Annotated in this window: 17 protein-coding genes; 3 read left to right on the top strand and 14 right to left on the bottom strand. The window is 72.2% G+C overall.

The features are described 5' to 3' along the window. Positions 1-4 precede the first annotated feature (4 nt). Entirely contained in the window at positions 5-1,408 is a 1,404-nt protein-coding gene (locus tag ACA511_RS00985) for an MFS transporter (protein ID WP_375022077.1), read from the bottom strand. Positions 1,409-1,510: 102 nt separating this feature from the next. On the opposite strand from ACA511_RS00985, the gene ACA511_RS00980 reads away from it, so the two are divergent. Next, entirely contained in the window at positions 1,511-2,458 is a 948-nt protein-coding gene (locus ACA511_RS00980; RefSeq protein WP_375022076.1) for a sigma-70 family RNA polymerase sigma factor, read from the top strand. Between the two features lie 48 nt (positions 2,459-2,506). On the opposite strand, the gene ACA511_RS00975 is transcribed toward ACA511_RS00980, so the two are convergent. The 6 genes from ACA511_RS00975 to murA form a co-directional block, all read right to left on the bottom strand. Next, positions 2,507-3,310, bottom strand: a complete 804-nt coding sequence (locus ACA511_RS00975; protein WP_375022075.1) for an ABC transporter permease — start codon at positions 3,308-3,310, stop codon at positions 2,507-2,509. Next, positions 3,307-4,281, bottom strand: coding sequence for an ATP-binding cassette domain-containing protein (locus tag ACA511_RS00970; protein ID WP_375022074.1), 975 nt, complete (start codon positions 4,279-4,281; stop codon positions 3,307-3,309). The genes ACA511_RS00975 and ACA511_RS00970 overlap by 4 nt, the downstream gene beginning before the upstream one ends. Before the next feature lie 19 nt (positions 4,282-4,300). Beyond that, positions 4,301-5,146, bottom strand: coding sequence for a DUF4097 domain-containing protein (locus ACA511_RS00965; protein ID WP_375022073.1), 846 nt, complete (start codon positions 5,144-5,146; stop codon positions 4,301-4,303). Between the two features lie 88 nt (positions 5,147-5,234). Next, positions 5,235-5,789 carry a toxin-antitoxin system HicB family antitoxin gene (locus ACA511_RS00960; protein ID WP_375022072.1) on the bottom strand — a complete coding sequence of 185 codons (555 nt, stop codon included), beginning with the start codon at positions 5,787-5,789 and terminating at the stop codon, positions 5,235-5,237. Between the two features lie 88 nt (positions 5,790-5,877). Beyond that, a complete protein-coding gene (locus ACA511_RS00955; RefSeq protein ID WP_375022071.1) occupies positions 5,878-7,206 on the bottom strand; it encodes a transcriptional regulator in 1,329 nt (442 codons plus the stop codon). A gap of 717 nt (positions 7,207-7,923) precedes the next feature. Next, positions 7,924-9,210 carry a UDP-N-acetylglucosamine 1-carboxyvinyltransferase gene (gene murA, locus ACA511_RS00950; protein WP_375024663.1) on the bottom strand — a complete coding sequence of 429 codons (1,287 nt, stop codon included), beginning with the start codon at positions 9,208-9,210 and terminating at the stop codon, positions 7,924-7,926. Positions 9,211-9,484: 274 nt separating this feature from the next. Here murA and ACA511_RS00945 point away from each other — a divergent pair, with 274 nt between their 5' ends. After that, positions 9,485-10,528: a suppressor of fused domain protein gene (locus tag ACA511_RS00945; protein WP_375022070.1), complete on the top strand. Its 1,044-nt coding sequence runs from the start codon at positions 9,485-9,487 to the stop codon at positions 10,526-10,528. A gap of 10 nt (positions 10,529-10,538) precedes the next feature. On the opposite strand, the gene ACA511_RS00940 is transcribed toward ACA511_RS00945, so the two are convergent. From ACA511_RS00940 to purD, 3 genes are read right to left on the bottom strand one after another with little or no spacing between them, the layout of a single operon-like run. Then, the gene (locus tag ACA511_RS00940) at positions 10,539-11,321 is read right to left on the bottom strand and encodes an MOSC domain-containing protein (RefSeq protein ID WP_375022069.1); all 783 of its coding nucleotides are present in this window, start codon (positions 11,319-11,321) and stop codon (positions 10,539-10,541) included. A gap of 25 nt (positions 11,322-11,346) precedes the next feature. After that, complete coding sequence (purB, locus tag ACA511_RS00935) at positions 11,347-12,657, bottom strand: adenylosuccinate lyase (protein ID WP_375022068.1); 1,311 nt, start codon at positions 12,655-12,657, stop codon at positions 11,347-11,349. 15 nt (positions 12,658-12,672) lie between these two features. Continuing rightward, positions 12,673-13,932: a phosphoribosylamine--glycine ligase gene (purD, locus tag ACA511_RS00930; RefSeq protein WP_375022067.1), complete on the bottom strand. Its 1,260-nt coding sequence runs from the start codon at positions 13,930-13,932 to the stop codon at positions 12,673-12,675. Positions 13,933-14,300: 368 nt separating this feature from the next. Between purD and ACA511_RS00925 the strand changes: the two genes are divergently transcribed. Beyond that, a complete protein-coding gene (locus ACA511_RS00925; protein ID WP_375022066.1) occupies positions 14,301-15,386 on the top strand; it encodes a magnesium and cobalt transport protein CorA in 1,086 nt (361 codons plus the stop codon). Between the two features lie 84 nt (positions 15,387-15,470). On the opposite strand, the gene ACA511_RS00920 is transcribed toward ACA511_RS00925, so the two are convergent. The 4 genes from ACA511_RS00920 to ACA511_RS00905 all read right to left on the bottom strand — a co-directional run bounded on the left by ACA511_RS00920 (position 15,471) and on the right by ACA511_RS00905 (position 18,786). Continuing rightward, the gene (locus ACA511_RS00920; protein WP_375022065.1) at positions 15,471-16,286 is read right to left on the bottom strand and encodes a glycerophosphodiester phosphodiesterase family protein; all 816 of its coding nucleotides are present in this window, start codon (positions 16,284-16,286) and stop codon (positions 15,471-15,473) included. A 62-nt stretch (positions 16,287-16,348) separates the two neighbouring features. Further along, positions 16,349-17,632 carry an adenylosuccinate synthase gene (locus ACA511_RS00915; RefSeq protein ID WP_375022064.1) on the bottom strand — a complete coding sequence of 428 codons (1,284 nt, stop codon included), beginning with the start codon at positions 17,630-17,632 and terminating at the stop codon, positions 16,349-16,351. 141 nt (positions 17,633-17,773) lie between these two features. After that, complete coding sequence (locus tag ACA511_RS00910; protein ID WP_375022063.1) at positions 17,774-18,196, bottom strand: DUF3151 domain-containing protein; 423 nt, start codon at positions 18,194-18,196, stop codon at positions 17,774-17,776. Between the two features lie 53 nt (positions 18,197-18,249). Further along, the gene (locus ACA511_RS00905; protein ID WP_375022062.1) at positions 18,250-18,786 is read right to left on the bottom strand and encodes a GNAT family N-acetyltransferase; all 537 of its coding nucleotides are present in this window, start codon (positions 18,784-18,786) and stop codon (positions 18,250-18,252) included. Positions 18,787-18,823 lie beyond the last annotated feature (37 nt).

The raw sequence follows: 18,823 nt of genomic DNA, 5'->3' as shown, positions 1-18,823 counted from the left end.
GAAGTCAGCGGCTCGGCGCGGCGAGGACCGGTGCGGCGGCCGCCGAGGCGGGGGCGCCCTGGCGGCCCGGGATGGCCAGCGCCGCCACCGCCCCCGCCAGCGACAGCGCGGCGCTGACCGCGATCGCCGAGGCGAACCCGTCGGAGAAGGCGGCCGGTCCCGCGTAGCTCCCGGCCTCGCCGAACACGAGGGCCAGCACGGCGACGCCGAACACTCCGCCCAGTTGCCGCCCGGTGTTGAACACGCCGGACGCCTTGCCGATCTGCTCGGGCGCGACCGCGTTCAGCACGGCGCTCTGCGCGGCGGGCATCGCCATGCTCACGCCCGCCCCCGCGATGAGCATCGGTGCGATCATCGCCCCGTACGGCACCGAGGGCGTGGCGACGAGCGCGAGCCAGCCCATCCCGGCCGCCTGCAGCGCCAGGCCGAGCGCGGCCAGCGGCCGGGCGCCGACCCGGTTCACCAGCCGTCCCGCCACCGGCGCCACGAGGGTGACCGAGGCGGTCCAGGCGAGCAGGTGCAGCCCGGCGGCCAGCGGGTCGTCGCCGCGTCCCGTCTGGAAGTACTGCGCCGCGAAGAACAGCGAGCCGTAGAGCGAGGCGTACAGGAACACCCCGGCGGCGTTGCCCGCCGCGAAGCCGCGCAGGCGGAACAGGCCCAGCGGCACCATCGGCTGCGCGGCGGCCCGCTGCCAGACCACGAAGAGGACGCCGCAGGCCGCGCCCGCGACCAGCGCCCCGGCGACCTCGCCGCTGCCCCATCCGGCGGCGTCCGAGCGGACCAGTCCCCACACCAGGCCGAGCGCGGCGCCGGTGGCCAGCACCAGCCCGCCGGCGTCCACGCCGACTCTGGCGCCGCGGCTCTCCGGGACGCGGCGCAGCACCAGCGGGATGACGGCCAGGCCGATCGGCAGGTTGAGCCAGAAGATCCACTGCCAGGCGAGCCCCTCGGTGACCGCGCCGCCCACCACCGGCCCGGCGACCACCGCGAGCCCGGTCAGCCCGGCGAAGAGGCCGAGCGCCTTCGGCCGGTCCGGCGGCGGGTAGGCGGCGCTGAGCAGCGCCATCGCCAGCGGCATCACCAGGGCCGCGCCGGCGCCCTGCACCGCCCGCGCGGCGATCAGCCAGCCCACGTCCGGCGCGAGCGCGCAGGCCGCCGAGGCCGCGGTGAACAGCGCCAGGCCGGACGTGAAGACCCGCCGCCGCCCGAACCGGTCGCCCAGCACGGCGCCGGTCATCAGCAGGACGGCGAAGCTCAGGCTGTAGGCGTTCACCGTCCATTCGAGCTCTTCGATCGAGGTGCCCAGATCCAGCCGGATACGGCTCAGCGCGGTCGTCACCACGGTGGCGTCCAGCGCCACCATCACGGAGGCCGCGGAGGCGAGCCCCAGAACCCATTTTCTGTCCATGTGGGTACCGACCGGCGGCCCGGCGGAATCGGCCGGGCCGGACCCGATGAATCCGGCGGCGCGCCGGTGTCCGTACCGGTGAGGGAGGCATATCCAGTGACCATGACCGAACAGCCGCATGACGACTTCGCGCGCCTGACCGAGCCGTTCCGGCGGGAGCTGCTGACGCACTGCTACCGGATGCTGGGGTCGGTGCAGGACGCCGAGGACCTCGTCCAGGAGACCTATCTGCGGGCTTGGCGGTCGTACCGGGACTTCGAGGGCCGCGCCTCGATGCGCACCTGGCTCTACCGGATCGCCACCAACGCCTGCCTCAACGCGCTGCGGCACAGCAGCCGGCGGATGCTGCCGGCCGGCCTGGGCGGGCCCGCCACCGACCCGTCCGCGGTCGCCAGGCGGGATCCGGAGGTCCCGTGGCTGGAGCCGATCCCCGACGCGCGGGCCGACCCGGCGGCGATCGTGGCCGGACGGACCGGGCTGCGGCTGGCCCTCATCGCGGCCCTCCAGCACCTGCCCGCGCAGCAGCGGACGGTGCTGATCCTGCGGGACGTCCTGGCGTGGCCGGCCGACGAGGCCGCCGACCTCCTCGGCGTCACCCCGGCCGCGGTGCACAGCACGCTCCAGCGGGCGCGGGCCCGGCTGGACCGGCTGGAACCGGCCATCGACGAGATCGCCGAGCCTGCCGAGCCGGAGAAGCGCGACCTGCTCGACCGGTACGCCGAAGCCTTCGAACGAGCCGACATCGCCGCGCTGAGCAGGCTGCTGACCGAGGACGCGGTGTGGCAGATGCCGCCCAACCCGTCCTGGTTCGCCGGCCGTGCCAGCGTCGTCGAGCTGCTGGCGGGCAGGCTGCGCGCCGAGCGCATCCGGCTGGTCCCGGTCCGGGCGAACGGCCAGCCGGGCTTCGCGATGTACCTGGACGGCGACGCCTTCGCCGTCCAGGTCGTCACCCTGCGCGGCCCGGCCGTCGCCGCCGTCACCTCGTTCCACGACGCGTCCCTGTTCGACCGCTTCGACCTTCCCCGCCGACTGCCGGCGGCCGACCGGTGACAGGCCGGTCGGCCGTCGGCATGGAGTCCTCCGCCGCGCGGGCGGAGGTCAGCCGCTGACGGCCTTCCGGTAGAGGCGGGTCGCCAGCGGGACGAACACGATCAGGATGACGGCGATCCAGAGCAGCGACGCCGGGACGGCGTGCTCGACGGGCCAGGCGTCCGACGTCCTCGTCGCGGAGCCGGTGTTGCCGAAGAGTTCGCGTGCGGCCTGGGTGAAGGCCGAGACGGGGTTCCACTCGGCGAAGACGCGGAGCGGCGTCGGCAGCTCGGAGCTGTCCAGGAAGGCGTTGGAGATGAACACCAGCGGGAACGAGACCATGGTCGCGACGTTGTTGAAGCTCTCGGGCGTGCGCAGGGCCAGCGCGACGGCCGCGGTGACCCACGAGAACGCGTAGGCGAACAGCAGCAGCAGCCCGAACCCGAGGAGGGCCTCGTAGGGCGAGGTGTGCACCCGCCAGCCGACGAGCAGCCCCATCGCCCCCATCACGACGAGCCCGGCGAAGTTCATCAGGAGGTCGCTGATGGTCTGGCCGATCAGCACCGCGGACGGGGCCATGGGCAGCGAGCGGAACCGGTCGAAGATGCCCTTCTGCAGATCCAGGGTGAGCGTGTACCCGGTGATCTGCGCGCCCGTGATCACGGCCTGGACGAAGATGCCGGGCAGCAGGAACTCCCGGTACGACATCCCGGGGACGTCGATGACGCTGCCGAACACGTAGGCGAAGAGCAGCACGAGCACGATCGGGAGCATGACGACGGCGCCGAGCATGTCCGGCGATCGCCTGATCTTCAGGGTGTTGCGCCGGGCGATGGTCCAGCCGTCGGCGACGGGCATGGTGAGCGCGTTCATCGGGCGGCCTCCCCGGCCTGCGGGACGGTGCCGGACGCCTGGCGCCCGGTCAGGGTGAGGTAGACGTCGTCGAGGGTGGGGCGCCGCAGCCCGGCGTCCCGCACCCGCACTCCCGCCTCGGCCAGCCGGCCGAGGACCTCGCGGAGCGCCTCGGGCCCGTCGGTGACCGGCGCGGTGATCTGGAGCGACTCCGGCGCGGCCCGCATGGCGCCGACGGCGACCCAGGCGAGCGCCTGCTTGGCGGTCTCGAACTCGGCGGCGTCGGCCACGGTCAGCTCGATGCGGTTGCCGCCGACCTGGTCCTTGAGCGCGTCGGCGGTGCCGCGGGCGATGGCGCGGCCGTGGTCGATCACCATGACCTGGTCGGCGAGCCGGTCGGCGTCCTCCATGTACTGGGTGGTCAGCAGCAGCGTGCCGCCGTTCGCGACGAGTTCGGAGATCGTGTCCCACAGCGCGGCGCGGGCGCGGGGGTCGAGGCCGGTGGTGGGTTCGTCCAGGAACAGGACCTGCGGGTCGGCGACCAGCGCGCCGGCGAGGTCGATGCGGCGGCGCATCCCGCCGGAGTAGCCCTTCACCGGACGGTCGGCGGCGGCGGCGAGGTCGAAGCGCTCCAGCAGTTCGCGGGCGCGGGCTCTGCTGCGCTTGGCGCCGAGGTGGTACAGGCGTCCGACCATCTCCAGGTTCTCGGCGCCGGTGAGGTGCTCGTCGACGGCGGCGTACTGGCCGGACAGCCCGATGTGCGAGCGCAGCCGCCGGGCGTCGCGGACGACGTCGAACCCGGCGACGGTGGCGCGGCCGCCGTCGGGGCGCAGCAGCGTGGTCAGGACTCGTACGGCCGTCGTCTTCCCGGCGCCGTTCGGGCCGAGCAGGGCGAGCGCCGTCCCCTGCGGGACGGAGAAGCTCAGCCCGTCCAGGGCCGTCACCTCCCCGTATCTCTTGATCAGCCCTTCGGCTGTGATCGCGTCACTCATGGGGGCTCCTCGCAAGGGGTCAGGCGCGGTGGATGTCGATGCCGCCGTAGTTGGTGTGCGCGTGCACCTCGACGACCGTGTCGGTGTCCGCGGGGCCTTCCGCGCCGGTGAGGGTGTTGCGGACCACGCCGTTCTTGGAGTGGACGTCCAGCCAGGCGGCCGTGCCCTCGGGGATGCCGATGTCGACCTTGCCGTGGCCGCCCTCGATGCGGACGGTGCCGCTCACCGCCGAACCGATCCGGATCCGGCCGTGCGCCGTCTTGACGGTGATGTCGGCCGGCACACGGTCGATGGTGATGTCGCCGACGCCGGTCTTCACCTGCGTTTGGCCGGTGGCCTCGCCGATGGTGACGGCGCCGGTCGAGTTCTTCACCGTGCCGCGGCCGTCGATGACGCCGATCCGGATCGCCCCGGTGGAGGCGGTCACCTCGGCGTCCCCGGTCACCCGGTCCACGGAGACGTCGCCGATGGACACCTTGGTCTCCAGCGAACCGGTCTCCTCAAGGCGGACGTCGCCGCTGATGCTGCGCAGGACGGTCTCGCCGAGCGTGCCGGTGGCGACGAAGTCCGCGGCGACCTTGGCCTCGACGCGGGACCCGGCCGGCAGGCCGACGGTCACGTCGATGGAGCCGCGCCAGGAGCGCAGGTGCGCGAGCCCCTTGGGCCTGGGGCCCTTGACCAGCAGCCGGCCGCCCGAGAACTGCACGATCGTCTGTTCGGCGGCCTGCACGCTCACGTCGGCGGACGGGTCGCTCGGCCGCACCTCCACCACGGTGTCGGTGCGGTCGCTCGCGTCGAGCCTCACCTGGCCGACATAGACGTCGATGTCGGCGGTGATCGGGTCGGGGGTGTCGAAAGCAGGCATGGCGGAGCCCTCCTCATGGGTCCGGTGGAACATCCCGGCCTCGGGGCCGGGCGAAGGAATGGGGGAGAGTGACGGGCCGGCGGGGCCGCTACCGCACCCAGCCGGTGTAGCCGCGCCCGCTCTGGGACTGCTGCGGCCGGTCGGGGGCGCGGCTCCCGGCGCCGGACTCGAAGGCGGCGGAGACGGCGCGGACCAGCCACGCGTTGACCGAGACCCCCTGCCGGCCGGCCGCCTCCTCGACGCGCAGCTTGAGGTGCTCGGGGAGCCGCAGGGTCATCCGCGCGGTGCCGCTCTCCTCAGCGGACGGCGGCCCGGCGGACGGCGGCGGCCCGGCGGACGGCGGTGGCTCGGGGGCGGCGTCCGCGCGGCCGCCGCCGGGGCCCGCCGAGGGCGGCTCCGGCTGCGGCGGCGTCACCACGAACGCCGGGTCGCCGCCGCGCAGCCGCACGTCGACCGAGCCCGGCGCCAGCTCGCGGGTGATCTCGTCCGCCGCGGCCGACAGCGCCTCCAGCAGGGTGAGCCTGGCGGCCGATTCGAGCGCGCCGGTCAGCCGCTCGGCCAGCGCGCGGGCGTCCGGCCCGCCCGCCTCGGCGGCGACGGCGAGTTCACGGCGCAGGCTCTCCACATACGGCAGCAAATCCATGCCACCACTATGACGTCTAGGTGACGTCACGTCAAGGCCCTTGTGACGTCACTGACGTCGTCATGACGTCAGGTGCCTCGTCCGGGGGCTACCCGGTCTTGGCGGGGCCCAGCTTTTCCACGATCAGGCGGTAGAGCTGGCGGGGTCGCCCCGGCTGGGGCGTGCGGTTCGGGGGGAGCGGCCAGGCCAGGCCCTCTTCGACCAGGGTGCGCAGGAGGCGGCGGGCGGTGCGGGGCGTGACGCCCAGCATCTTGCCGGCGTTCTCCGCGTCCACGATGAGGGGCTGCTCGCGGTCGCCCAGCTTGTCGGCCAGGCGGGCGAGGATTTCGAGCCCCTTCGGCTTGGCCTGCGGCTGGGCGCGCGGGGGCGTGCGGGGAGCGGGGACGAGCGCGCGGCCGTCGCGGTCCAGGGCGAAGCCCTGGGCGCGCTGGGAACTCTGGGAGCGGGCCAGGGCGGCGCGTGCGTGGTTCTCCGCCTCGTGGGCGGTGCGGCCCATCCCGATGCCGACCTCTATGGCCAGACCCAGCTCCTCACGGACGCGTTCCACGAAGGGCGGGGTGCGGAAACCCTCGGTGGACGTCGTCACAGAGCCGCGCGTCGCGATGACCAGGTAGCTGTGGTCGTCCAGGGGCCAGACGGAGGCGTTCATGCGGTGCGCCTCCTGCAGCAGGACGCGGTGCAGCGCGAGCTTCAGCTCGTCCCGCCAGTAGCGGGGGGTGACGCGGCGCGGCGTCTCGCGGAGGGTCGGGACGTCCACCAGGACGACGACGAGCTGCGACTCCTCCAGCCGGTGGTGGGCGCCGAGGAGCGCGGCCGTCTGGAGGGAGCTGCGGATCGCGGCGCCGGTCGGCCGGACGCGGATCGTGGGGACGCCCGCCATCTCCATGCGCTCGGCGGTGGCGTGGACGCACGTCATCGCGACGGTGGTCGCGCCGCGCCGCCAGAGGCGCTCGTGGAACGCGGCGAGCGTGCCGGGCCCGGCGGCCTCCTCGCGCAGGTGCACCTGCTCGGTGCCGAGGCTGATCTCGGAGTAGGCCTCCTCGACCTCGGCGCGGCCGAGCACGTCGATGCTGACCCGGGACGGGTCGAAGCGCTCGTCGAGGGACGCCCGCAGCAGCGCGCCCTGCAGCGCGGCGCCGTTCAGCGGGACGTACGTCGCGGGCATGGTGAGCACGCCGGCCTTGCGCGCGAAGTCGTAGGGAACGGGGCTGGCGAACAGGCAGACGTCGACGCCCGACCCCAGCCGCACGACCTTGTCGGCCGCCTCCTGCTCGTCCCGGTACGCGGCGGCCACCAGCCGGCTCGGTACCGGGGTGGGGCCGTGGCCCATCAGCATGACCCGTTCCACCAGGTCGTGGGGGCCTACGACGCCGATCGTGAGATCGGGCGTGACCGAACCCGTCCGTGCCGCCGTCATCGATGCTCGCTCGCTTCCGGTCCGTCCTCTCGGCGGGGGCACGGCCCCGGCCACCTGTTCGCGCACGTCTCGCCCAACGGTTGACTCATGGCTTGTCGCCCCTGCCTTCTACCCGGCACCGCCGTCCGCGATCCGAGCCTTCTGCTTGGCAGATCGGGTCAGGGCGACGAGATGTGACGCCCAGACGCGAAATCGAATCAAGAGTGCGGCGAAAAAGTAACCTACGCGACCCCCTGGTCAGTAATTTGTCACCATTCGGGCAGTCTCGATCCAGCATCTTCGGACGTCCGAAGTTGAAAGGCAAGACCCTGAAACACGCTTGAAGGCCCCTCCTGACGTCTTCACGCACAGGAGGGACCCCCGCGGTACCGGATTGGTTTACCTGCGGGCCGAAATCCGGACGTGTCGATGCCCATCGCGCCGTAAAGACGAAGGATCCGTCCGGCGGCGCCGGATGATCGGCGGCGGTGATTTTTCACCGGGTTCCGGACGGGCCGATCCGGCCTCGTTCCATGGGATTCTTCCCAGGTCAGCGGGCCGGATCGGCGAGCGGAGCGAAAACCGGCCGACGCTATGCGTAGTCGCCCGGTAACTCTTGGCTCGGAAAATTCCGGCCTCGGCGTTACACACCTCGTCAGGCGAGAACCCGGAGTTGGTCAGGACGGGGCCACATTCGGCCGTTTCAGCCGGGCCCCGCCCCGCCGGGTTCCGCCGCGCCTAGCCCGCTTCGCGGACGATCTCGGCGCCCAGCTGCGACAGCCGCTCGGCCGTGTGCGCGTGCCCGCGGTCGAGGTAGTAGGCGGAGGTGATCGTCGTCTCGCCCTCGGCGGCCAGGCCCGCGAGGACGAGCGCGCTGCCGCAGCGCAGGTCGTGCGCCTCCACCTCGGCCCCGCGCAGCCCGCGCGGGCCGTTCACCTTCGCGCGGTTGCCGTCCACCTCGATGTCGGCGCCCATCTTGCGCAGCTCGTCGGCCAGCTTGAACCGGCCGTCGAAGATCCGCTCGTAGATGTAGGACGGGCCCTCGGCGAGGCAGGACAGCGCCATCAGCGGCGACTGGAGGTCGGTGGCGAAGCCCGGGTACTCGTCGGTGATGACGTTGATCGGGCGGAGCGTCCGGTTGCGGCGCACCTGGAGGACGGCGCCCTGCTGGTGGAACTCGACGCCCATCTGCTCCAGCTTGTCGGCGGCGACGCCGAGGTGCTCCAGCGACGCGCCGACGAGGTTCAGGTCGCCGCCGGTGATCGCGGCGGCCATCACGAACACGCCGGCGTCGATGCGGTCGGGCATCACGGTGTGCTCGACGGCGGTCAGCTCGTCCACGCCCTCGACCGTGATGAACCCGGTGCCGCCGCCGCTGATCTTGGCGCCCATCGCCTGCAGGATCGCGATGTTGTCCAGGACCTCCGGCTCCAGCGCCGCGTTCTTGATCAGCGTGGTGCCGTGCGCCAGCGCCGCCGCCATGATCAGGTTCTCGGTGCCGGTGTGCGACGGGGTGTCGCAGTACAGCGTCCCGCCGCGCAGGTCGCCCGCCTTGATGTGGATGATGCCGTCGCCGTTGTCGGCCACGTGCTCGGTGACCGTGGCGCCCATCCGCTTGAAGCCGTTGTAGTGGAAGTCGAGGTTGCGGCTGCCGAGGTTGCAGCCGCCGACGCCCTCGATGACCGCCTCGCCGAGCCGGTGCAGCAGCGCCGGGACGAACAGGAACGAGCCGCGGAACCGGGACGCGATGTCGGCGGGCAGCACGGGGCTGCTCAGCGAGGACGCGTCGATCACCAGGGTGCGCTCGGTCTCGTGCAGCTCGGCCTTGGCCCCGATGGCCCGCGCCAGCTCCACCGCCCGCCGCACGTCCTCGATGATCGGGACGTTGCGCAGTACCGTGCGTCCCTTGGCGGCCATCAGCGAGGCGCCGATCATCGGCAGGACGGCGTTCTTCGCCCCCTGGATGAAGACCGTGCCGTGCAGCTGCCTGCCGCCGCGCACGCGGTAGCGAACCTCGTGGCCCATGCTCATGCCGCCTTACTCCTTCTCGGGTGCGGGTAGGTGCCTGCCATCAAGTGGGAGCACGAGAGTCGAGCGCGCCGAACGGTGTCCCCCTCTGCGCCAACGCGACCCCAGTAAACCACCGGGCCGGACATGTGCCGTCCGCCCGTGTCACGCTGGCGTCAGTCTGCTTGGTGAGACCTTCGCTTGGCGCAAAAAGTTCGCACTCCCCCAGGAAATTTCCCAAGGTGAGCCTAGGGGCGGCGCCTCCCCGGAGTGGCGGCTATCGTGATCATTCATGGACGAATCGCCCGGCTGGGACGCCATCGACGCCGCCCTCCGCCCGCTCTACGGCGACACTGAGCCGCTCCACATGGCGACGCTTCACAAATGGGCCTTGGGGGGTCCCGATCCGCTCGACGGGATCAGCGCCTACGCCCGGACCGAACCCGTCCCGCACTGGCATTTCATCTCCTACGGGATGACCGAGCTGTACACGAAGGAGTCCGAGAACCCGGACGAATCGGGCTGGGGCTTCGAGTTCACCTTCCGCCTCGTCCGCGACCCGGCCGAGGAGACGCCGCCGGCGTGGGCGGTGAACCTGCTCCAGAACCTCGGCCGGTACGTGTTCCAGTCGGGCAACTGGTTCGAGGCCGGCCACCACATGAACGTCAACGGGCCGATCGCCGCCGACCGCGAGGACTCGGAGATCCGCGCGGTGACGTTCGTCCGGGACCAGGAGCTGGGGGAGATCTCCACGCCGCACGGCCAGGTCGTGTTCCTCCAGGTCGTCGGGCTCGCGACCGAGGAGTACGACGCGCTGCGCCGGTGGAACGCCGACGGGCTGATGGCGGCGCTCGCGCCGCACCTGCCGCTCTTCACGACCGACATCGACCGCCGGTCGCTGCTCGCCGCCCCCGGCGTCGCCCGCGCCGTCGAGGAGGGGGTCGCGCGGGACGGCTCCAGCGGCGGGACGCTGTTCGTGTCCACGGCGCACTGGGAGCGCGACGGCGACGCGACGACGCTGCGGCTCGGCGCGCTCCAGGCCCCGGCGATCGCCGACTCGCTGCGCGGACGCCTGCCGTTCGGGCGCGGGCTGATCCTGCGGACCGACGACACGGCCCTCGCGTTCCTGCCCGCCGACGCGTTCGCCGTCGAGGAGCCCGCCGAGGGCGTGCTGGAGGTGCACGTGCCCGCGGCCACGCTGGAGGACCTCACCGCCACCCTGCTGCCCACGGCGGGACGCAGGGCCGTCCCGTCCGTCCCGGGGCTCACCGTCGAGATCGTGCCGACCGCGATGAAGGACCGCTACGGCGAGGAGACCGGCGAGGTCGTCGGCTGAGCCGGGCGGCTCAGCGCGCCTCCAGCACCTCGACCTCGTCGCCGACCGTGAGCGTGCCCAGGAGGCGCGGTACGGCGTTGTAGCCGAACTGGATGCCCCTGTCGCGTGTCCGGTAGGCGGCGAGCGTCCGGAGCGGCTCACGGCCGCGCTCAGCCGTCTCCTGGTCGGTGGTCGTGATGAGGCAGCGGGCGCACGGCTTGACCATCTCGATGACCGCGCCGCCCACGCGCAGGAGGCGGACGTCGTCCTCGCCGTAGGGGCCGAGCCCCTCGATGACGAGGCTCGGACGGAAACGGTTCACCGGGAGGGGTTCGTCCAAGCGCGTGTTGAGGTCGTCCAAGGACTCGGCTGAGATGACCAGCAACGGGTACCCGTCGGCGTACATCACCTCGCCCTCGCCCCTGGACGTCGTCCGCCGACCGGTGAAGCGCACCAGCCGGCAGTCGGTGTCGAACAGCTCGGAGAACCAGGTCGCCGCCTCGTCGCCCTGGTCGACGCCCTGGCACTCCTTCCGGTGGACGGTCACGTCCCGGACCTCACCGTCGTCCACAGCCTTGTGGACGAGCGACGGGGCCCCGGGAGCGTCCACTGCGAGGACCTCGCCGTCGTAGGACGGACGCAAGAGCGCCATCTGCACGAGGTCCCGCTGCGACAGGAAACGGCCCTCGGGAGTGACCAGCATGAACTCACGGTCGAACGGCAGCCCCCTGGCCGTCAGTTCGGCGCTGCGCAGCGCGGTTCCGCCGCCGCTCTTGAGCGGGTAGGCGTTCAGCTCGGTCAGGGTCCCCGTCAAGGCCCCTCCTGTTGTTTCAGAGGTGTCAGCTCAGCGCGGCGAGCCGGTCGAAGACCGGGCCCAGCCGCTCGACGAAGCGCTCCGGACGGCAGACCTCGTCCAGGCGCTTCTCGTCCAGTTCCAGGCCCGCCTCGGCGGCGCGCCTGCGGAGCGTCTCGCGGAACGGCGTCCCGCTCTCCCAGGTCTCCATCGCGGCCTTCTGGACGAGCGGGTACGCCTCATCGTCGCGCGACATGCCCGCCTCCACCAGCTCCAGCAGCACGGTCGAGGTGTAGATGAGGCCGCCCGTCGACTCCAGGTTGGCCGTCATCCGCGCCTCGTCCACCACGAGGCCGGACATGAGGCGGTTCGTCAGGTTCAGCATGTAGTCGAGCGCGATGGACGCGTCCGGCAGCGCGATCCGCTCGGTGGACGAGTGCGAGATGTCGCGCTCGTGCCACAGCGGTATGCCCTCCAGCACCGGGACGATCTGCGCCCGCACGATCCGCGCCATCCCGGCGAGCCGCTCGGAGATGATCGGGTTCTTCTTGTGCGGCATCGCCGACGAGCCCTTCTGGCCCTTCCCGAACGGCTCCCACAGCTCGCGGACCTCGGTGCGCTGCCCGTGCCGGACCTCCAGCGCGATCGCCTCGCACACCGTCGCCGTGATCGCCAGGGCCGAGACCCACTCGCTGATGCCGTCGCGCATCACGACCTGCGTCGACACGTCGGCCGGCTTCAGCCCGAGCTTCCGCGCGACGTGGAGTTCGATCGCGGGATCGATGTTGGAGTAGGTGCCGACCGCGCCCGAGATCGCCATGACGCCGACGGCCTCGCGGGCGCGGCGGAGCCGGTCCCGCGAGCGGGCCAGGGCGAACGCGAAGTCGGCGACGCGGTGGCCCCACACGTCCGGCTCGCCGTGGATGCCGTGCGTCCGCCCGACCCGCAGCGTGCCCCGGTGCGCCAGGGCGTGGTCGCGCAGCGTCGCGACGAGCGCGTCGGCCTTGCCGAGCAGGATGTCGGTGGCCTCGACGAGCTGCAGCGCGAGCGCCGTGTCCAGCAGGTCGGACGACGTCATCCCGAAGTGGACGAACCGGGCCGCCTCGCGGGGCTCGGTGTTGTCCGCCCATGCCGAGAGGAAGGCGATCACGTCGTGCTGCGTGACCGCCTCGATCTCGTGCACCGCCTCCGGCGTCGGCGGCGGCGCCTTGCGCACCGGCTCCACCACCTCCGGCGGGATGGTGCCGGCCTCGGCGTGGGCCTCGACGACGAGGACCTCCACCTGGCACCACAGCTCGTACTTGTGCGCGTCACTCCAGACGCGGCCCATCTCCGGAAGTGTGTAGCGCTCGATCACCTGATGATTGTCCCATCATCCAGGGAGGACGCCGTCGGCGGCCTTGAGGGCGATGTCGGTGCGGTGGTGGGAGCCGCGCAGGGCGATGTGGGAGACGGCCTCGTAGGCCGTCGCGCGGGCGGTGGGGAGGTCGGGGCCGGTGCCGACCACGTTCAGGACGCGGCCGCCGCCGGCGACCAGCCGTCCCTCGCCGCCCGGCTTCGTGCCCGCGTGCAGGACGTAGGCGCCGTCGACCTTGGACGCCTCCTCCAGGCCGGTGATCTCGTCGCCCTTCACGGGGGCGTCCGGGTAGCCCTCGGCGGCGACGACGACCGCGACGGCCGCGCCCGGGTGCCACTCGGGACGGAACGCGGGGTCGAGGCCGCCGATCGCGCACGCCTGGAGGAGCTTGGCGATCGGGGTGGCCAGCCGGTCCAGGACGACCTGGGTCTCGGGGTCGCCGAAGCGCGCGTTGAACTCCACCACGCGGACGCCCTTGGACGTCAGCGCCAGGCCCGCGTACAGGACGCCCACGTAGGGGATCTCGCGGCGGCGCAGTTCGTCCACGGCGGGCTGGACGACCGCGGACATGACCTCGTCCACCAGCTCCGCGGAGATCCAGGGGAGCGGCGTGTAGGCGCCCATCCCGCCCGTGTTGGGGCCGTCGTCGCCGTCGTAGGCGCGCTTGAAGTCCTGCGCGGGGAGCAGCGGGACGGCGTGCTGCCCGTCGCACAGCGCGAACAGGGACACCTCGGGGCCGTCCAGGAACTCCTCGATCACGACGCGCTCGCAGGCGGAGGCGTGCCGGGACGCGGCGGCGCGGTCGCCGGTGACGACGACGCCCTTGCCGCCCGCCAGGCCGTCGTCCTTCACGACGTAGGGCGGGCCGAACGCGTCCAGGGCCTCCTCGACCTGCATGGTCGTGTCGCAGACGCGCGCCTCGGCGGTCGGCACCCCGGCCGCCGCCATGATCTCCTTCGCGAACGCCTTGGACGCCTCGATGCGGGCGGCGGCGCGGTCCGGGCCGAAGCAGGGGATCCCGGCCCTGCGCAGGGCGTCGCCGACGCCCGCCACGAGCACGGCTTCGGGGCCGACGACGACGAGGTCGGCGCGCAGCCGTTCGGCCAGCTCCGTCACCGCCGTCGGGTCGCACGGGTCGAGCTGGTGGTTGTCCGCGATCTCGGCCGTGCCCGGGTTGCCCGGGGCGCAGTGGAGGGCGGTGACGGATGGGTCGCGGTGCAGGGCGCGGGCGAGCGCATGCTCGCGGCCACCCGATCCAAGGACGAGTACTCGCACGTGACGCGAGCTTACTGGTCGCGGTGCCGGGGAGGGCGGGCATGACCCGGCGGCGACGGGCGTTGAGGGCGGTGAGGCGGCTGTCACAGCGGGGGCGAGTGAACCTCTCCGTTGTGGGCAGCGTCCTAAATGTCGGCTGGTAGGCTGCCACGGGCTTGACCGCCCGCTGTCGAGGTGCGTGAAAGGAGGTGGTCGGGATGAGTCCTGGTGATCCTTGCAGTTCGCCGGAAAACCCTCACAGTCCGAGCAGGACTGCCCCTCCGTCCGCCTCCATCTGGCGTCCGGCCACCGTGCTCGCGCGCTCCCTTCGCTGACCAGCCTGGGTTGAGCGCGCGCTACGTGCGCGGCCGGCGGGTTAGGAGCACCTCATGGCCATGACACGAGTCCGCCCCGGTCGCGCGCTGTTCAAGACGCGCGGCCGCCCCACCGGCGTGCAGGCTCCGAACCGGGATTCCGCCGTCATCGACTGGGCCGCCTACATCGACGGCCACCGGGTCTGCACCGGCACGGTCGCGGACGCCGTCCGCCTCGTCCGCGACGGACGCCTCACCCCGGACGGCGACAGCGCCGGATTCGTCTGGGTCGGCCTCCACGAGCCGTCCGCCACCGAACTCGCCGACATCGCCGAGGTCTTCGGCCTGCACCCGCTCGCCGTCGAGGACGCGATCCACGCCCACCAGCGGCCCAAGCTGGAGCGCTACGACGACGTGCACTTCGTCGTCATGAAGACCGTCGGCTACGTCCCGAGCGAGCCCGGCGGTTCCGAGGTGGTCGTCACCGGCGAGATCATGCTGTTCTGCGGGCCCGACTTCGTCGTCACCGTCCGGCACGGCGCGCACGGCGAACTCGGCGCCGTCCGCCGCGACCTGCAGCGCGACCCGGCCCGCCTCGCGCTCGGCCCCGCCGCCGTCCTGCACGCCGTCGCCGACCGCGTCGTGGACGGCTACGTCGGCGTCGCGAACGCCGTCATGGAGGACATCGACGAGGTGGAGGAGGCCGTCTTCTCCCCCGAGCGCACCGACGAGTCCCGCCGCATCTACCGCCTCAAGCGCGAGGTCATCCAGCTCAAGCGCGCCGTCGGCCCGCTCGCCGGCCCGCTGCGCCACCTCACCGGCCGCCGCTTCGTCCCCGCCGAGATCAAGGAGTACCTCCGCGACGTGGAGGACCACCTCACCCGCGTCCGCGAGCAGGTCGAGTCCTACGACGAGCTCCTCAACCCGATCCTCCAGGCGCACATGACGCAGGTCACCGTCGCCGACAACAAGGACATGCGCAAGATCTCCGCCTGGGGCGCCATCTTCATGGTCCCCACGGCGATAGCCGGGGTCTACGGCATGAACTTCAAGTACATGCCGGAAACCCAGTGGCAGTTCGGCTACCCGATGATCCTCTGCATCATCGCCGGCGCCTGCTTGTCCCTGTACCGGGGCTTCCGCCGCAACGGCTGGCTCTAACCCGGAGCCCCGCGGCCTGCCCGTGCGCACGGGCAGGCCAGGAAGCGCGATCATTCTGGGCGCACGGGGGCGGGCGGCGGTGGCTTAGAGCGCCGCGGTGGACAGGACGTCGGCGGCGATGTCCGGGTAGTCGGTGACTATCGCGTCGACTCCGTACTTGATGAAGCGGGTCATGTCCTCGTGGTCGTTGACCGTCCAGACGATGACGGGGAGAGCGAGGGTGTGGGCCACGTCCACCAACTCGGGGGTGGTGATGACGTGCTCGGGGGAGACGGCCGTCGCGCCGATCGCCGCCGCGGCGGCGATCGGGTCGTCCGGCGAGAGGCCCGCGAGCCAAGGGGAGTCTGGGACGAGGGTCTTGCGTTCGATCAGGGCCACGCGGCCTAGGCCGGGGTAGTGGCGCCGGGCTTCGGTCAGGATGCGCCAGTCGAAGGCCAGGAGGCGGGTTCTGCGGGTGACGCCGTAGGTCTTCAGGACGTCCACTACGGCGGCGGTGAAGAGTTCTACTTCCTCGTCCGTCCACGTGGGGTCGGTCTTGAGTTCTACGGAGAGGGTCGCGCCGGCGGGGGCCAGGAGGGCGCATGCCTCGGCCAGGGTGGGGATGCCCGCGCCGCCGCCCGCGTCCAGTGTGCGGAGTTGGGCGAGCGTCAGTTCGCGGATCGGCTTGCCCACGTAGGGGAACGCCGGGTCGTCGGGCTGGGCGGGGGCGGTGTCCGCGAGGTTCCTCGGTGAGAGGACCTGGTCGTGGTTCAGGACGACCGTGCCGTCCGCCGACAGGCCCACGTCCAGTTCGATGGCGTCCACGCCCAGGTCGAGGGCGTGGACGAAGCCGGGGAGGGTGTTCTCCGGGCGGAGGCCGCGCGCGCCCCGGTGCCCGTGCACCTCGACGGTAGGGATCACCGCACGCACGTTACCGTCCGTCACCGAACGCGCGGTGAACAATGCCGAACCGGGCGGCGACGTCAGACAAGCGAGCGGAGTTCGAGCGTCTGGTCGCGGCCGGGGCCGACGCCGATGGCGGAGATCTGGGCGCCGGACATCTCCTCCAGCGCCCGGACGTACGCCTGCGCGTTGGGCGGCAGGTCCTCGAACTTCTTGGCGCCGGTGATGTCCTCCTGCCAGCCGTCCAGGTACTCCAGGATCGGCTTGGCGTGGTGGAACTCGGTCTGGGTGGTGGGGATCTCGTCCACGCGCTCACCGTCGACGTCGTAGGCGACGCACACCGGGACCCGCTCCAGGCCGGACAGGACGTCCAGCTTGGTCAGGAAGTAGTCGGTGATGCCGTTGACGCGGGTCGCGTAGCGGGCGATGACGGCGTCGAACCAGCCGCAGCGGCGGTCGCGGCCGGTGGTGACGCCGTACTCGCCGCCGGTCGTGCGCAGGTACTCGCCCTGCTCGTCCAGCAGCTCGGTCGGGAACGGCCCGGAGCCCACGCGCGTCGTGTACGCCTTCAGGATGCCGATCACGCGGGTGATCTTCGTGGGGCCGACGCCGGAGCCCGCGCACGCGCCGCCCGCGGTGGGGCTGGACGACGTCACGAACGGGTACGTGCCATGGTCGATGTCGAGCAGCGTCCCCTGGGCGCCCTCCAGCAGGACGATCTTGCCGTCGTCGAGCGCCTTGTTGAGCACCAGCGTGGTGTCGGCGACGAACGGCTTCAGGCGCTCGCCGTAGGCCAGGTACTCCTGGACGATCGGGCCGGTCTCGATGCGGCGCCGGTTGTAGACCTTCGTCAGGACCTGGTTCTTCTCGCGCAGCGACAGGTCGAGCTTCTGCGTGAGGATGTTCGGGTCGAACAGGTCCTGGACGCGGATGCCCATCCGGTTGATCTTGTCGGCGTAGGTGGGGCCGATGCCGCGCCCGGTGGTGCCGATCCGGGCCTTGCCGAGGTACCGCTCGGTGACCTTGTCGAGGGCCCGGTGGTGCGGCATGATCAGGTGCGCGTTCGCCGAGATCAGCAGGCGCTCGCAGGAGATGCCGCGCTCCCGCAGCCCGTCGATCTCCTGGAGCAGGACGGCCGGGTCGATCACCACGCCGTTGCCGATGACGGGGACGACGTCGGGCGAGAGCACCCCGGACGGCAGCAGGTGCAGCGCGTAGCTCTTGTCGCCGATGACCACCGTGTGGCCGGCGTTGTTGCCGCCCTGGTAGCGGACGACGTAGTCGACGTCCCCGCCGAGCAAGTCTGTTGCCTTGCCCTTGCCCTCATCTCCCCACTGGGCACCGACAAGAACGATGGCGGGCATGCCACTTTCCTTCCCACGACGAAGGCCCCGGTCGCCGCAAGCGAAGGGGCCTCTTGCGATCAAAGCGTACCCGCACCGGGGCGGCAAGGAAACCGGAGCCGGATCCGCCCGCTGGTCAGCGGGCCCGCGCGCCGCCGGGCGCTATGCGCCGTTGAGCGTGTCGGCGGCGGTGGGGCTGCTGTCGCGCAGGAACGCCTTGCAGCGGTCGGCCTCGGCGTCCTCGCCGATCGCGGCGGCGGCGCGGCCCAGGGCGTGCAGGGCGCGCAGGAAGCCGCGGTTGGGCTCGTGCTCCCACGGGACGGGGCCCTGGCCCTTCCAGCCGGCCCGGCGCAGCTGGTCGAGGCCGCGGTGGTAGCCGGTGCGGGCGAAGGCGTAGGAGTCGATGACGGAGCCGTTGGCGAAGGCACGGTCGGCCAGCTCGGCCCACGCGCCCGGGTGGTCCGGGTGGCGCGCGGCGACTTCGAACGGGTCGACGCCGTTCTCCAGGGCCGTCCGGGCTTCGGTGTTGTCCGGCAGTTCGGTCGGAGGAGGGCCGCCGAGCAGGTTCTGGGTCATGCGCGCCATCGTAGGCAGGTCCGGACGGTGCTCCTCAACCTGGGTACCGGCGACCGCCCCGGTCAGGCCCGGTTCAGGGCGGGGATGGGGAGCGGCAGGCTGAAGTGGGCCGCGCCGCCGTCCCGGGTGGAGTCGGCGGACGGCCAGCCGTGCCGGACCAGGAGGAGCGCCTGCCGGTTGGTGAGGATGACGTCCGCGTCGAACTCGCTGATGCCGCGCCGTCCGGCCAGCTGCGACAGGTAGGCGACCAGTGTGGTGCCGAGTCCCCGGTGCTGCCACGGGTCGGTGACGAGGACGGCGACGTCCGCCCGCCAGGGCCGTTCGGCGTCCCGGACGTACTCGGCGACGCCGGCGATCTCGTCGCCGTCCAGGCCGATCAGGGCCTCGCGGTCCCAGTGGTCGAGGCGGTCGAGCAGGCCGACGTAGTGCTCGGGGACGCGCGGCGTCCCCGAGAAGAACCGCGTGTAGAGGCTGGCGGAGGAGAGGCGGTCAGACATCCGGCGCACGCGGGGCCCGTCGCCGATGCCGTACGGACGGATCCGCACGTCGGCCAGGGCCGCGTCAATGCGGGCGGCGCCGCGCACATCGAGTTTTGTCATGCAACTCATTGGACCGCAGAAAGTTGCGTGAAGCAAC

It is taken from the genome of Actinomadura sp. GTD37, from assembly GCF_041951365.1.
GTDB lineage: Bacteria > Actinomycetota > Actinomycetes > Streptosporangiales > Streptosporangiaceae > Spirillospora.
Note: the sequence above shows the minus strand (reverse complement) of the source record. Positions and strands in the feature narration are given on the sequence as shown.